The sequence below is a fragment of the Nitrosomonas limosa genome (assembly GCF_054188085.1).
Genome location: NZ_CM135180.1, coordinates 1,297,047 through 1,311,647 on the forward strand (window position 1 = coordinate 1,297,047; position 14,601 = coordinate 1,311,647).

The following is a 14,601-nucleotide window of genomic DNA, read 5'->3' on the forward strand; positions in this document are numbered from 1 at the left end:
GAAAATGAGCAAGAAACGCAGAAATCATTCACCGGAGTTTAAATCAAAAGTTGCACTGGCGGCAATCAAGGGCGACAAGACGCTAATCGAGTTAGCCCAGCAGTATGGCATCAACAGCAATCTGATTGTGAAGTGGAAGAAACAGCTGATTGATAACAGCAATGAAATATTTGCGTCGGGTAAGGGGCTGGCACCGGATCGGGAGTCAGAGATTCAATCACTGCAAGCCAAGATTGGTCAATTGACCATGGAGAATGATTTTTTGTCCAAAGCGCTCGGTCGCTAGATCGGGCGCGGAGGAAAGATAAGGTTCAGACGGCACATCAGCTCCCCAGGGTGCGGCGTTGCGAATTGTTGGATATACCAAGATCGAGCAGTTATTATCAACCGCGAGCTATGATTATTTCTGGTGTATGACAAGGGAGAAGGAAGCGGTTTACCATTATGGAACACCGGATATATTCAACACAGACCAGGGATCACAGTACACCAGCGAAGCTTTCACCAACATATTGAAAAACCACGGCATTGATATCAGCATGGATGGCAAGGGTGCTTGGAAAGATAATGTATTTGTCGAACGCCCATGGCGTAGCGTCAAATATGAGGAAGTTTATCTCAATGCTTATGAATCAGCGTCTGAGGCCAAGCAATCATTGGCAAAGTATTTTCACTTTTACAATGAAAACCGGAAGCACCAGACCTTAATGGCTACGCCAGATCAGGTTTATTATGAGTCGGTCAGGCTGCAAAAGCAGGTTGGTATGTCGGAAAATAACTCCTTAGGAATCTGTCCGAAAAATGGGGTCCACTTCTATTCTTAGAGTTACCGCTTTTTTTCGACCAGAGACCGATCCCGTCGAATCTGAATCTTTTTCGATGCACATCTCTGTTCAAAAAAGCTTACTTCCATCACATTATATCAATATAATAGGCTTTATGAAGCATCTGCAGTTTTGATTAATGTTTCAAATAAATCAGAATTTCCTTGGCATTTCCGTTCGGCATGCTCAGCTCATGCAAATATATTTTTAAGATATCATAGACTTATGGATATTTCAGCATAAAGTATCTCTATAGAACTTGATTGATCGCTTCTTCGGAATTTTTGACGCGCACGATGGCAGCCACAGGGCCGAACAGCTCCTCGTCAAATGCCGGCATGCCTGGCTGCACATGATCCAAAATCGCCGGTGAATAATAGGCACCCTGTGTACCAATAGGAAAGCCGCCTGTTACTAGTTGCGCGCCTAATGCTTGGCTCCGCTCTACTTGCGCATGCAAGTCAGAACGCAAATCCATACGCGCCAGGGGTGCAATAGTGGTCTCGGCATTCTTTGGGTCGCCGCTTTGCAACTGGCTGATAAGCGTTTGCAACCGCTCCACAAACGCATCGGCGATAGTATCCAGCAAAATAAAGCGCTTTGCTGCAACGCAGCTTTGCCCCATATTTTGCAGCCGGGCGATCAGCGCCTGCTGCGCGGTCCATTCGACATCGGCATCGTCCAGCACGATAAACGGATCCGATCCGCCCAATTCTAGCACGCATTTTTTCAAATGCTGCCCGGCAAGCGCCGCGACTTTACGCCCAGCGGCGCTACTGCCCGTCAACGTCACGGCGGCAATGCGGCGATCGGCGATCACACGTTCGGCTTGTTCAGCGCTGATCATGAACGTGCGGAAGATATTTTCCGGAAAACCAGCTTGCTGAAATGCTTGTTCCAGCGCCAATGCACAGCGCGGCACATTTGATGCGTGTTTCAGCACCACCGCATTACCCGCCATCAACGCCGGTGCGGCGGCGCGGATTAATTGCCAAAATGGAAAATTCCACGGCATGATGCACAAAATGACACCGAGCGGTTGATAAACGACTACGCTGCGGCTGGCATCAGAGGCGATAATCTCGTCCTTTAAGTACATTGCCGCATACTCGGCGTAATGTTCGCAACCGATCGCGCATTTTTCAATTTCCGCACGCGCTTCTTTGAGCAGTTTACCCATTTCTTCGGTGATCATATGCGCATAGGTTTCACTGTTCTGGCGGAATACCTGCGCCAAATTCCGCATGCACCGGGCGCGCTGCTCGAAATCGAGCATTGCCCAGCCAGCTTGCGCCGACTCCACTTGAGCCAATGTAGTATCGATTTGATCAGCCTGCCATAACGGAAAGGATTGCATGATTTGGCCCGTGGCCGGATTGATCGATTGCATCTGCATAATAAAACTCCATAAATCAGATAGTTATTCGCCATCACACTCAGTGCTTGCACCAAGTACTACAAATGACATAATAGTGTTCGCATTTAATCAATGCAATCACCCGCCGAATAGCAATTGCGCATACGGATTACAGTGCTCTTCATCAGTGCATTAAGGGTTTCCGGGCAACCAATATACCGAGGTCATCCATGAATTTTCTGCGATTGATTAGTTGGACCGTCTGTCTGTGGACATATCTTCAAATACCAATAGTGTCGGCCAACGATATCGCATGCGAACAAACCGGTACGACACATATCTGGATTTCGCCGTTGTCACCTCAGGCCGGACAACCGGTCAAAATCATGGCTGTGTCAACTGACAGTCCGTTATCGGAGCTGATTCTGATGAATGCACAAGATCAGCCAATAACGCTACCAATCCGTCAGCGCGGCGGGCCACCCTGGAGTTTGATCGCAAACTTGGAAAACCTTGATGACGGCCTCTATCGAGTCATCGCAACCAGAAATCATCAACAAGCAGGATGCCTTTCGATGGGCATTGGAAAATCAGCCATTCAACAAAAACCGGAAACATGGAATCTAGCTACTGAAGCCTTTTATTCAGCCTGGATCGAGGAATTGTTCGGCGCACCGCACGAGGAAAACCTCAGCTTCAATTCGCTGGAACCTGTGTTGCGTAACAGCGAGCGCAATTTTCTGCATAATTATCTGGGTCTTAACGAAGATAGCAATCTGCCGCTGACACCGGATTGCGCGGATTTGCCCTACACGTTGCGCGCTTATTTCGCCTGGAAGATCGGCCTGCCGATGGCCTTTCGAGCGTGCGGTCGCGGCTCGGCCAAAGCGCCGCCGAGTTGCGGCGCGCCTACCATCGTCAGCGAGTTTACTCGGGGCATACAAACACAAACCAATTTCCGCAAGCGCTACCGGCAACTGGCGGACACCGTACATTCCGGTTCGGTGCGAACCGGTCTTGCCGCAGATAATACCGATTGGTACCCGATTCCCCTCAGCCGCGAGACGTTATGGCCGGGTACCGTGTATGCCGATCCCTACGGCCATATTCTGGTAGTAGCAGAGTGGGTGCCACAAACAACCGGCCGTCCCGGCATGTTGCTGGCAGTCGACGCCCAACCCGATAACTCCGTAGCACGCAAGCGCGTATGGGAAGGCACGATGTTGTTTGCCAACACGGCAAATGCCGGTCCCGGCTTTAAAGCATTCCGTCCGGTCGTGTTGTCCTCATCGGGCGCGGGGCGCATGTTGTCGAATCAGGAATTGAGCGAGCATACGGATTTTATGCCCTATTCGTTGGAACAGGATTATCTCACCCCCGATGATTTCTACGCGCGGTTAACGCAGCTGATCAATCCGCACGGATTGGATCCATTGCAAGCGTACGAAGCCATGCTGTCGGCGCTGATCGAACAAGTGGAAACCCGCGTCAATTCGGTGCAAAACGGTGAAACGTATTTCCGAAAAAATCCGCGCAGCACAATCGCGATGCCCAGCGGCGCAGCAATTTTTCAGACTGTCGGTCCTTGGGAGGACTATTCCACGCCATCGCGAGATATGCGTTTGATCATTGCGATCAATGTGTTGAACGGTCTTCCGAAAAAAATTTCGCACCATCCGGAATTATTCGTGCTGAATGGCCAAAGCCCGGAACAAGCCAAGACCATGATCGAGCAGCATCACGCCAAGCGCATCCAGGAAAGCAGCATCCGCTATATCCGTTCGGACGGCAGCGAATGGGAATTGACGATCGCTGAGGTGCTGGCGCGCAAACCCGGATTCGAGATCGCCTATAACCCCAATGACTGCGCCGAAATACGCTGGGGTGCGCAACCGGATACCGAAGAATATGCGACCTGCCGCCGTCAGGCGCCGGCGGAACAACGCGCCCGCATGGCGCAATACCGCGTATGGTTTCAGGAAACGCGCAGGCCGGTACCTTAACAGGCCGTTGAAAAACATTTTCGAGGCAGCCGATACAAGGCAAAAACAGGCGAAAAAGCGCAGTTTATGCGGTATAAATAAGCATTTTGAGCTTGTTTTTAACACCGTAGCGGCAACGCAGATAGTTTTTCAACGGCCTGTTAAAAACGACCGCGCATCCGATATCAAACATTATCTCGATCCATTGATCAATAACAATACATGCAGTATTTTTGCTGGTACTATGGCACAGTACTAGATATCCGATTTACATCAACAAGGAGATAATAAAATGGCTGACAAATCCATTCCCGAAAAACTGCAAGAAGAGCTATCCAATCTGCAATCGGTCGTTGACGAGGTCAAACTGCAAATGCATCTGGGAACCAAGGAACTACAAGATAAATTACAACCGCATTTGGATGAGCTCGAACAGGAATTAAGCCAAGCCAAGGAAAAATGGGAAGCGTTTGAAAGTAGCTCCGAAAGCGCGTGGGAGGATATTCAAACTGGCTTGAGGAAATCGTTCAAATCGATGGAACAAGCGTTCGAAAGAGCGAAACAGCACTTCCCGCCCAAATGAAAGTTCTAGCGCAATACCTTTACCCACTCACGCAGCAAACCGCTGCGTGAGTGGGTAAATCCGGCAATTCTTCATTGCGCGTCCGTTGTTTTTGCGGTTATAGCGCACTCCTTTGACAGCCACACGCTAAAATTCCGGCATCGGCTATGTTTCTCAGGCATCAATGAAAAATTTTTATTCCCCGGTACACCTGCTGTTCTTTGTTTTTCTGCTCGGCGCTTTAATGGTGCTGATTCAACTGGAATTATTGTCATATGCGTTTGAAAAACTGGGACTGCCACCGGAATTAGGTTTGATCGTACTGTTTCTCTCACTGTTCGGCAGCGCGATCAATTTACCGGTCACGCGGATTAAGAGCGAGGTACCGGTACAGGAATTAATGCCGCAGGCTTACTGGGGGCTACTCCGAATGCCTGTGCAACCCTTCCGCAACGAAACGCTGATTTGCATCAACCTTGGCGGCTGCTTAATCCCCGTCACCTTGTCCGTGTTTTTATTTTCCCATAGTACACTGAATGTATTTCCAGCACTGCTCGGCATTAGCATCATCAGCATCATCAGTTATTTATTCAGCCGTCCGATTCCGCGGCTTGGCATCGCCATGCCGATATTGGTCGCCCCAGTCAGTGCTGCGCTCGTAGGCATACTCATCAGTCCCGAGCAAAGCGCCCCGCTGGCTTACATCAGCGGTACCTTAGGCGTGCTGATCGGCGCCGACCTATTGCGCATCAAAGATATTTCCCGGCTCGGCACACCGTTCGCTTCGATCGGCGGCGCGGGTACGTTCGACGGCATTTTCATTACCGGCATAGTTGCAGCGCTGCTTGCCTAGCTCCTGATTTCTCGAATCATTACCTGCCATTGCTACCGGTCTGGCGGCAATCCGGCTATACTCGTTGTTATGATGAATCGCACCAATTCATTCACGCCCGAACATCTGCTGCATCGTTTGCACGCGATCCAGCAGCAATACCGTTATATTTCGCCGCCAGCAATGCAGCAGATCGCAGTCGAATACGATATACCGCTCAGCCAGGTCGCCACGACCGTCGCGTTTTATTCGTTCTTTTCGACGCAACCGCGCGGCCGTTTCGATATTCTGTTCAGCAATTGCACCAGTTGCGGTTATCTTGCCGATGGCGAAAACCTGCTCCAGCTACTGTGTCAGCAATTGCAAGTTAACCCCGGAACAACACGCGCGGACGGCTTGGTCAGTATCGGTGAAACGTCGTGCACCGGCATGTGCGATCAGGGCCCGTCCATGCTGGTCAATGGCACTCCCGTGATTGGCCTGAACGCGGGCAAACTGCCGCAAATCGCACAACTCATACAAGACCAAATTCCGGTTCCGCAATGGCCCTCCGCATGGTTTGAAATATCCGATACCGTGCATCGCCGCGATTTGCTGCTGAGCAACCCGCTAATACCCGGCAACGCGCTGCAACAGGCCTTTCAGCAAGGCATCAGTGAAATCTTGGCGGTTATTCAGCAATCCGGTTTGCGCGGCCGCGGTGGCGCGGGATTCGATACCGGCAAGAAATGGCAATTCTGCCGCGAAGCACCGGGCGATACGCGTTACGTTGTCTGCAACGCCGACGAAGGCGAACCCGGCACGTTCAAGGATCGGTATTTGCTGCGCGAATACGCCGATGCTTTGTTCGAGGGCATGACGCTGTGCGCATTTGTCATTGGCGCACAACAAGGATTTATTTATTTGCGCGGCGAATATCGCTATTTGCTGCCGCACCTGCAAGCCGGGCTGGATCATCGCCGCCAGTTGGGTCTGTTAGGCGTAAACATCCTGGGACAACGCGGATTTGATTTCGACATTGCAGTCGTCGTCGGCGCCGGTGCCTATATTTGCGGTGAGGAATCGGCATTGATCGAATCGCTCGAAGGCAAACCCGGGATTCCGCGCATCCGTCCGCCGTTTCCGGTGACGCATGGCTATTTGGGGCAGCCGACTGTGGTCAACAACGTCGAAACCTTCATCGCCGCCGCGCAAATCGCCGTGCACGGCGCCGGTTGGTTCAAAGCCTCCGGCACCCCCACTTCAGCAGGCACGAAACTCCTCAGCATCAGCGGCGATTGCCGCAAACCGGGGATTTATGAATACCCGTTTGGTGTGACCATCCGGCAAATACTGCACGATTGCGGTGCGCAAGATGCGCAAACGGTACAGATCGGCGGCCCTGCCGGCGCCTTAATCGGCGTTGCGGAATTCGACCGCGCCATTGCATTTGATGATGTATCCACCGGCGGATCGGTGCTGATATTCGGGCAATCACGCGACTTGCTCGCGATCCACCGGAATTTCGCGCATTTCTTCGCGCACGAAAGCTGCGGTTTTTGCGCACCGTGCCGCGTCGGTACGCAGTTATTGAAAAATGCTCTGGATACGATCGCTGCAGGCCGTGGCTCGACTTTTGATTGTGATGAACTGCAAAAACTTGGACAGATCGTGAAACACCAATCGCATTGCGGGCTGGGTCACACCGCCGCCAATCACGTGCTGGACGGATTGCGGCAGTTTCCGCAAGCATTTTCCAGTCGCTTGCAATCCCAATTCACTGCGCGTTTTGATCTCGACCAGGCATTGGCCAGCGCACGGCAAATCACCCGCCGCGATGATGCTGCCGCGCATTTGGATAATGAATGATGACAGCCAATGACACTATCCGCATCGACGGCGTAGAGATTCCGTTCACTCCGGGACAAACCATTATGGAGGCGGCACTGGCAGCCGGCCAGTATATTCCGCACTTATGTCATTATCCCGGTTTGCCGCCGAGCGGCAATTGCCGCTTGTGCGTAGTCGAAACCGGCAACCGCAGCGTCGCCGCATGCACCACTCCGGCTGTGGCCGGTCAGCAGATCCGCAGCGATACGCCGGAATTGAACGAAGCACGTAAAGCGATCACGCAAATGCTGTTTGTGGAGGGTAACCACATTTGCCCGTCGTGCGAGAAAACCGGCAACTGCAAACTGCAAGCAATGGCTTATCACCTCGGCATGCTCGATGATCATTTTCCGCAGTTTTATCAACGCCGCGAAATCGATGCATCCCACCCCGATATCCTGCTGGATCGCAGCCGCTGCATTCTGTGTGATTTATGCGTACGCGCCAGCCGCGATGTCGATCAAAAAAATGTGTTTGCCATTGCCGGACGCGGCACGGATGCTCATTTGATCGTCAATTCGGCGAGCGGTAAACTCGCTGACACGACCATGGCCATAACCGACCTTGCTGCGCAAATTTGCCCGGTCGGTGCGATTCTGATCAAGGAACAAGGCTACCAAGTACCGATCGGGCAACGTATTTACGACCAAAATACGATCCGTGAAATTGGCTTGCAGGAACAGATCGCCAAGCCGCCTCAAGAATAATTCCGGTTGCGCATAATACACAATGCTAAGACATTGTATCCGCATACAGAAACCTTTTATTTCTGGCACATTATGAGTTTTCCCATTGAAATTCGCGAACAAGCCGGGGTACGCAGTTTGCATTTCGGTTCCGATTCAATCCAGGGCGCGATGCGCATCGCGCGGCCTTGGCATCTGGAACTCGACTACACACGGGAAATGATGACAAGCCTGCTATTACGGGACGATACGCTTTTTCCGCGTAACGTACTATTGATCGGCTTGGGTGCGGCATCGCTGACCAAATTCCTCTATCGTCATTACCCGCAAACGAAACTGACCGTAATTGAAATCGAGCCGCGCGTGGTCGCTGCCGCAAGGCAATTTTTCAAACTGCCGGACGATCCGCTGCGCCTGAATATTGTCATCGCGGACGGCGCCCGCTATATCGCCGAGCATGATAAAGCTTACGACATGATTCTGGTTGACGGTTTCGATGCGACTGATCGCTCCGGTGAACTGAGTACACTGCCTTTTTACCAGTTGTGCCGGGCGCGATTAAGCAATCGCGGTTTGTTGGTTGCAAACCTGCTGGGCCGCAGCCGCGGCTATCAAGCCAATCTGGAGCGCATCAAAACGGCATTCGATCAACGTGCATTGGCTTTCCCTTCCTGCGACAGCGGCAATGTCATCGCACTGGCAGCCAGCGGAGAATCGATACGGATCACGCTTTGCGAGCTTAAAGAGCGGATGCTCGAATTGAAAAAACAAACCGGACTCAATTTGCTATCGACGCTGATGCGTTTGGAACAGGCAAAATCTTGCCCGCGCGGTATCCTGATAATTTAGAAATAATTGAAAGCACCCCCGTGCGCCCATCGCTCAACTTCAGCAGATGAAACCGGCCTAGTCGCTTCGCAAACCGGCAATATCGAGCAATGAACAAGTGTACGATGTTCAGTGATTCAAAATTTATGTGCCGCTGAAATTACGCCGAAAGTCGTTATTCTGCTGAGACAACAGGTAGAACATGTTATAGTGTCCATGTGACAGTCAGTATTAAGAATCACTCATTCTTTCACTGCACGAGAAAATCGCTTTTTTGCACGTTACTCACTTCCCTGTCTATCCTATGGATATGCCTCGGTTGCTGTGTTTCGTGCGCCTTGCGTTTTATCACGTTCATCGAATTAATCAGCGCTTCACTAGCACACATTGGGTGTCACGAAAAAAATTAGCTGTATTTTTTCAAATTTTTAAGGACATTTTCATAAATGAAACTTTCAACAATTTTTGTTGCAACATTTTTCGCATTAGCCTTAGTTGCATGTGGCAAACCTACAGCGCCGGAAAGCGCAAGTTCCGAGGGTTACGGTACAACGCATGAAGGCAAACCGGCTGAAGGCCGTAACGAGCTTCCATCTGACAAGTAGTTTTGTATTATCTTTATCGTTCAATGTCGTAAGACTGAGATGATACCTTGCAGGAACAATATTTAAGTATATCGAGCCTGCAGGGCCTTTAGTTTGAGTCACTTTCCCCGCACAATTCGCTGATTAGTTCTCTTAAATCAGAAATTCGACAGCCGCAAACAATCCAAATCTGGCTAAAAAATGTGAACCCTGATGTCAATTTGCTCCGGCATCGCGCAATGCTCGATCTGTGCATATTGTTTGGCTTGATTGACAAGATTCTCCGTTCACATTGACAGACATAGCCGAAGATCTCCACTGCTGACTGAAACAGCCAATTAGCCCATTACAGTTCCGCGAAAAACCCTTTTATCCCGGATGACGCGAGCTAATCCGGATCATTTACTAACGAACTCATTCTTGCTCGGTTAAAGCGGAATCCGATACCCGAGGTTTGTCGTAAGCATCGACATAGCTATCAATCAGATTTCGAATCATGCGCTGATATGGCGTATGGTGTTTCGCCGCTTCAGCCTTGAAGAATTCAACGCTTTTCTTGCTGAGCGCAATCGTTACCTTCACTCCCTCCTCCCGGAAAGCAAGCTGCTCTGGCGTTGGCAGAAAATCTTCAATGACTCTGGCTTCAATCGGTTCATCCTGATATTTGATTTTTTTGCTCATAAATTATCTTTCCTTTTCGCCAATAACCGGCGCCGAATATACGAATCACTCCGCCCCGATAGGTGAATCGAACGGTAAGAATGCCGCCTTCAACCGCACCAAAACAAAAATAGCGCTTTTCCGTTTCGCTATGTGCAATATCCTCGGCGATAACACGGTTAGGATCCGCGAAGGCATATTGCGCCACGGAAAAAGCAACACCGTGTTTCTTTTGATTATCGGCATCCTTATCCGCATTCCACTCAAACCGGCCTTTCTTCATGGAATCAGCTTAGCATATTGATATATCAGGTTCCACATAAAAATATGGCTATCAATGGAATCATGATTTGTAGGAATTTGGCAAAAGCGGATTAATGCATGCGTAGCGCTAATCGTATAACACAAAATTCGTTTACAAGATAACGCACTATGACCAATGACCTGGAGTATTACGCCCTACTGCGCTTTCGTTCGGTGTAATTGCTCAGCAGTTGATTGGGAGTGGAACGCTTTTTAGCTTTTAGCTTCCACCATAAACTGGTTGAGGAAAATTTCTATCCTGGATGGCGCAGGCTTATCCAGGCTACTTGCTATCACCATCTTTCAGTAACAGCCACATTGGTGAGTCCTTTGATTGTAGATTTCGCAAAACCACCTATCCTATTTGAACCGAAAAGTAAACCACCCTCTTGCAATCTGCCGGAACAAATCCATGTGTTTTTGCATTCTACTTTATATACCATCCCTTCGATTTTAATTGCAGCCATTAAATCCTCGACGATAAGAGGAGCACTATTGCGATCCATTCCTTTGGTTACTCTTGCCTCATAGCTAGCCTCAGCATAAACAAGATACCATTTTCGTTTCACTTCGATGTGAAGAACATATCCATTTTCAAGAATAGATTTTTGCTCATGCAAAATCTTCAGTTGCTCAAGCAAACTCTGCATTTTCTGCTTGGTTCCTTGAAGAGAAAGGTAATATTCACCAATTGTTGGCGGAACAAAATCTTCAATTGAAGTGAAAATATTTTTTTTGCTCTGAACAACCCAGCGACCTTTACATATCTCAACTGTTTGATCTCTAACGTCATCGTTTAAAAAATCACTATTCCCAAAGACTCCTCTTGTCTCAGTCGTGACTAACCACATTGGCAAATATTCTCCAATTGGCAAGCCTCTTTGACTTAATAATAAGCATTGAGTAATTTCATCAGATCTTAGGTCAACTGGAATATAACGTTCTTTTGAAGGTTTGATTCCACCAAAGACATTTAAGTTATCTAAAATCTCTTTTTTTCCATAACAATCATTCGGCGCTCCATCCCAGAGAGGAGTATCTGAGCAGAAATATTTTCCGATTAAATCTGCTTTTATTTCTAAAACTTCTTGAGGTTTCAGTATGTAAACATCTCCCGCTAAGCGGTCAGATGCTGGAAGCAAAAAATCCGCTTCTGGATCGACAATAGAAAATCTACAGAAAAATGGTGAATCCAAGGGTTCTTCGCATCTAAATTTCGGTTCAGCAATTACCAGTGAGCTATTAAATCCAATAAAAATTAATAAAAAATAATAAAAGCTTTTCATAGGAATCTCCATAGTGAAAAATAATACTTATGTGTACTCAGAACTATTACATATTGTTAAATAAGAAACTTTATCTAAAATTTAACTCATGACTCAGATTAGAACGACCAACAACCGCACTGCCTCCCGATACTTCTCCACCGTCCGTAGCAAAATTTCTTCCGGCAATTCCGGCGCAGGCGCTTTTTTATTCCAATCCTGCGTTTCCAGCCAGTCGCGCACGAATTGTTTATCAAAGCTCGGCGGGTTTTGGCCGGGTTGGTATTGGTCGGCGGGCCAGAAGCGGGAGGAGTCGGGAGTCAGCACTTCGTCGATCAGGTACAGCTCGCCTTGCTCATCCAGGCCGAATTCGAATTTGGTGTCGGCGATGATGATGCCGCGTTGCAGTGCGTAATCGGCGGCTTCGGAATAGAGCTGGATGGCTTTGGCGCTGACTTTGACGGTCAGTTTACGGCCTAATAGTTTTTCCACTTCGGCGACGGCGATGTTTTCATCGTGCGCACCGGCGGCGGCTTTGGTCGATGGTGTGAAAATCGCGCCGCCCGGTAGTTTGTCAGCGAGTTTCAATCCGGCAGGCAACGGAATGCCGCAAATCGCGCCGGTCTGCTGGTAATCCTTCCAGCCGGAGCCGACGACGTAGCCGCGCACGATGGCTTCGATTGGCAGCGGTTTCAGGCGGCGGATCACGAATGCGCGCCCTGCCACTTGATCGCGCTCGCCGTCGGCGACGACCGATTCCGGCGCGATGCCGGTGAGGTGGTTCGGCAGGATGTGCGCAAGTTTGTCGAACCAGAATTGCGACAGCGCGGTGAGGATTTTGCCCTTTCCGGGCACGGCAGTCGGCAGGATCACGTCGAACGCCGACAAGCGGTCGGTTTGCACGATCAACAGTTTGTCGTCACCGACAGCGTAGATATCGCGGACTTTGCCGCGGTGTAAAAACGGCAGGCTTTTAATCGAAGTTTCAAACAATGCGGTTTCAGTCATGATGTCGGTTCAGTGAGATTCAAGTTGTTGTTTGATGCGCAGCGCTTCGTTTAAGGCAGTTTCGGTGTCGCTGCCCAACACGGTAAAATGCCCCATCTTGCGCCCTGGCCGTGCTTCGGTTTTGCCGTATAAGTGCAATTTGGCCGCTGGGTGTTGCAGCACGATATTCCAGTCGGGATCGCCGTTGCGCCACACGTCGCCGAGCAAATTGATCATCACTGCAGGGCTGAGCTGCGTAGTCGAACCCAGCGGCAAACCGCACAGCGTGCGCACTTGCTGTTCGAATTGCGAGGTGATACAGGCATCCATCGAATAATGTCCGCTGTTATGCGGGCGCGGCGCGATTTCGTTGATCAGCAACGCGTCGTCGTGTAACACGAAAAACTCCACGCATAGCACGCCCTGGTAATTGAGTTTCTCAGCGACCTGACAGGCGATGTCCTGCGCGCGCTCGGCTAACAACGGCGAAATCCGGGCGGGCACGATGCTGACATCGAGGATGCCGTTGACATGCTGGTTTTCGGATACCGGGAATGTCACCACTTCACCATTGCCGCCACGCGCGACCACCACCGAGACTTCGCTTTTCAACGGCATGAATTTTTCCAGCACGCACACGGCATGATTCAATTGCTCGTAGGCTGCTTGCAATTCCGCCCCATTGGATACCTTGATCTGGCCTTTGCCGTCGTAACCGAATTGGCTGACTTTCAGAATACCCGGCAGAAACTGCGTGACATCCTGCGTGGCAAGGTCTTGCGGTTGTGTAATGACTGCAAACGATGCCACGGCAAAACCGCTATCGACCAGAAATTGTTTTTCGCGCACGCGGTTTTGCGCGATCGACACACTATGTGCATCCGGGCTAACCACGCAATCGCGAGTCAGTGCGCGCAACGATCCGGCGGGAATGTTTTCGAATTCGGTGGTAACCGCAGCGCATTGCTGTCCTATCTTTTCCAATGCTGTTGGGTCATCATAATCAGCACAAATAAAGACATCGGCAACACGCCCAGCCGGACTGCTGCGGTCGGGATCCAACACCGTCACTTGGTAGCCCATTTGCTGCGCGGCTTGCACGAACATGCGCCCGAGCTGCCCGCCGCCGAGCACACCGAGCATCGCACCGGGCATCACTGGCATTATTGCGGCAGCTCGGCGTTCAAAACCGACTCGGTTTGCTTGCGCCGGTATTCGCTCAATTGCGCACTGAGTTCGCTGTTATTAACTGCCAGCAGCGCCACCGCGAACAAACCGGCATTCGCCGCACCAGCTTCGCCGATGGCAAACGTTGCAACCGGAATGCCTTTCGGCATTTGCACGATCGACAGCAACGAATCCAATCCTTTCAGGTATTTGGAATTGACCGGCACGCCCAGCACCGGCACGGTGGTTTTGGCCGCGATCATGCCCGGCAAATGCGCCGCGCCGCCAGCGCCAGCGATGATGCACTGGATGCCGCGCGATTTGGCTTCTTCAGCGAATTGAAACAATAAATCCGGGGTGCGGTGCGCGGACACCACTTGGGCTTCATGCGGCACATCAAATTCTTTCAATACAGCAACTGCATGCTGCATCACGGTCCAATCACTGGTGCTGCCCATCACAACGCTCACTATGGGTTTACTCATTTCACTCCAAACGGCAAAATTAAACAGTCACGATCAACAGAATGTTGTACTATCACGCCATCAAAATCACGGCTGGCTATTTTATTAGCCTATGCAATAATTGTGTCATGTATTTCGATGGCTTCGCCAATCGGCGCAACTGATAGTATTATATAACCTCATGACACATTGCTCTTCTTCATTGATTTTATTATCAATGCGCCTTGAGCA

General features: G+C 50.2%; 15 protein-coding genes and 1 pseudogene. 9 read left to right on the forward strand and 7 right to left on the reverse strand.

Annotation, left to right across the window (positions count from 1 at the left end; translation table 11 throughout):
- The first annotated feature begins 4 nt into the window (after positions 1–4).
- Positions 5–286, forward strand: a complete 282-nt coding sequence (locus tag ACV7NC_RS05850; protein WP_458153864.1) for a transposase — start codon at positions 5–7, stop codon at positions 284–286.
- A 112-nt stretch (positions 287–398) separates the two neighbouring features.
- A pseudogene (locus ACV7NC_RS05855) lies at positions 399–824 on the forward strand (transposase); the annotation flags it as partial.
- Positions 825–1,074: 250 nt separating this feature from the next.
- Here the strand turns inward: ACV7NC_RS05855 and ACV7NC_RS05860 are convergent.
- The gene (locus ACV7NC_RS05860) at positions 1,075–2,220 is read right to left on the reverse strand and encodes an aldehyde dehydrogenase family protein (protein WP_458154566.1); all 1,146 of its coding nucleotides are present in this window, start codon (positions 2,218–2,220) and stop codon (positions 1,075–1,077) included.
- A 191-nt stretch (positions 2,221–2,411) separates the two neighbouring features.
- Between ACV7NC_RS05860 and ACV7NC_RS05865 the strand changes: the two genes are divergently transcribed.
- The 7 genes from ACV7NC_RS05865 (at position 2,412) to ACV7NC_RS05895 (ending at position 9,545) form a co-directional block, all read left to right on the forward strand.
- Positions 2,412–4,184: a hypothetical protein gene (locus tag ACV7NC_RS05865; protein WP_458154567.1), complete on the forward strand. Its 1,773-nt coding sequence runs from the start codon at positions 2,412–2,414 to the stop codon at positions 4,182–4,184.
- 271 nt (positions 4,185–4,455) lie between these two features.
- Positions 4,456–4,746, forward strand: a complete 291-nt coding sequence (locus tag ACV7NC_RS05870) for a sll1863 family stress response protein (RefSeq protein WP_458154568.1) — start codon at positions 4,456–4,458, stop codon at positions 4,744–4,746.
- Positions 4,747–4,909: 163 nt separating this feature from the next.
- Positions 4,910–5,578 (forward strand): DUF1614 domain-containing protein, encoded by a 669-nt coding sequence (locus tag ACV7NC_RS05875; protein WP_458154570.1) that lies wholly within the window; start codon positions 4,910–4,912, stop codon positions 5,576–5,578.
- A gap of 69 nt (positions 5,579–5,647) precedes the next feature.
- Positions 5,648–7,405: an NAD(P)H-dependent oxidoreductase subunit E gene (locus ACV7NC_RS05880; RefSeq protein WP_458154571.1), complete on the forward strand. Its 1,758-nt coding sequence runs from the start codon at positions 5,648–5,650 to the stop codon at positions 7,403–7,405.
- Positions 7,402–8,133, forward strand: coding sequence for a 2Fe-2S iron-sulfur cluster-binding protein (locus tag ACV7NC_RS05885; protein WP_458154572.1), 732 nt, complete (start codon positions 7,402–7,404; stop codon positions 8,131–8,133). Before ACV7NC_RS05880 ends, ACV7NC_RS05885 begins: the two co-directional genes overlap by 4 nt.
- Before the next feature lie 72 nt (positions 8,134–8,205).
- Positions 8,206–8,961 (forward strand): fused MFS/spermidine synthase, encoded by a 756-nt coding sequence (locus ACV7NC_RS05890; protein ID WP_458154573.1) that lies wholly within the window; start codon positions 8,206–8,208, stop codon positions 8,959–8,961.
- A 425-nt stretch (positions 8,962–9,386) separates the two neighbouring features.
- On the forward strand, positions 9,387–9,545 hold the full coding sequence (locus tag ACV7NC_RS05895; protein WP_458154575.1) for a hypothetical protein: 159 nt from the start codon (positions 9,387–9,389) through the stop codon (positions 9,543–9,545).
- 393 nt (positions 9,546–9,938) lie between these two features.
- Here the strand turns inward: ACV7NC_RS05895 and ACV7NC_RS05900 are convergent, their stop codons facing one another.
- The 6 genes from ACV7NC_RS05900 to purE all read right to left on the reverse strand — a co-directional run bounded on the left by ACV7NC_RS05900 (position 9,939) and on the right by purE (position 14,391).
- A complete protein-coding gene (locus tag ACV7NC_RS05900; RefSeq protein ID WP_458154576.1) occupies positions 9,939–10,205 on the reverse strand; it encodes a hypothetical protein in 267 nt (88 codons plus the stop codon).
- Positions 10,177–10,467: a BrnT family toxin gene (locus ACV7NC_RS05905; RefSeq protein WP_458154577.1), complete on the reverse strand. Its 291-nt coding sequence runs from the start codon at positions 10,465–10,467 to the stop codon at positions 10,177–10,179. The genes ACV7NC_RS05900 and ACV7NC_RS05905 overlap by 29 nt, the downstream gene beginning before the upstream one ends.
- 313 nt (positions 10,468–10,780) lie before the next feature.
- Positions 10,781–11,773, reverse strand: coding sequence for a hypothetical protein (locus tag ACV7NC_RS05910; RefSeq protein WP_458154578.1), 993 nt, complete (start codon positions 11,771–11,773; stop codon positions 10,781–10,783).
- A 93-nt stretch (positions 11,774–11,866) separates the two neighbouring features.
- Positions 11,867–12,760, reverse strand: coding sequence for a phosphoribosylaminoimidazolesuccinocarboxamide synthase (locus tag ACV7NC_RS05915; RefSeq protein WP_458154579.1), 894 nt, complete (start codon positions 12,758–12,760; stop codon positions 11,867–11,869).
- Positions 12,761–12,769: 9 nt separating this feature from the next.
- Entirely contained in the window at positions 12,770–13,903 is a 1,134-nt protein-coding gene (locus ACV7NC_RS05920) for a 5-(carboxyamino)imidazole ribonucleotide synthase (RefSeq protein WP_458154580.1), read from the reverse strand.
- Positions 13,903–14,391, reverse strand: coding sequence for a 5-(carboxyamino)imidazole ribonucleotide mutase (purE, locus tag ACV7NC_RS05925; protein ID WP_458154581.1), 489 nt, complete (start codon positions 14,389–14,391; stop codon positions 13,903–13,905). Before purE ends, ACV7NC_RS05920 begins: the two co-directional genes overlap by 1 nt.
- Positions 14,392–14,601 lie beyond the last annotated feature (210 nt).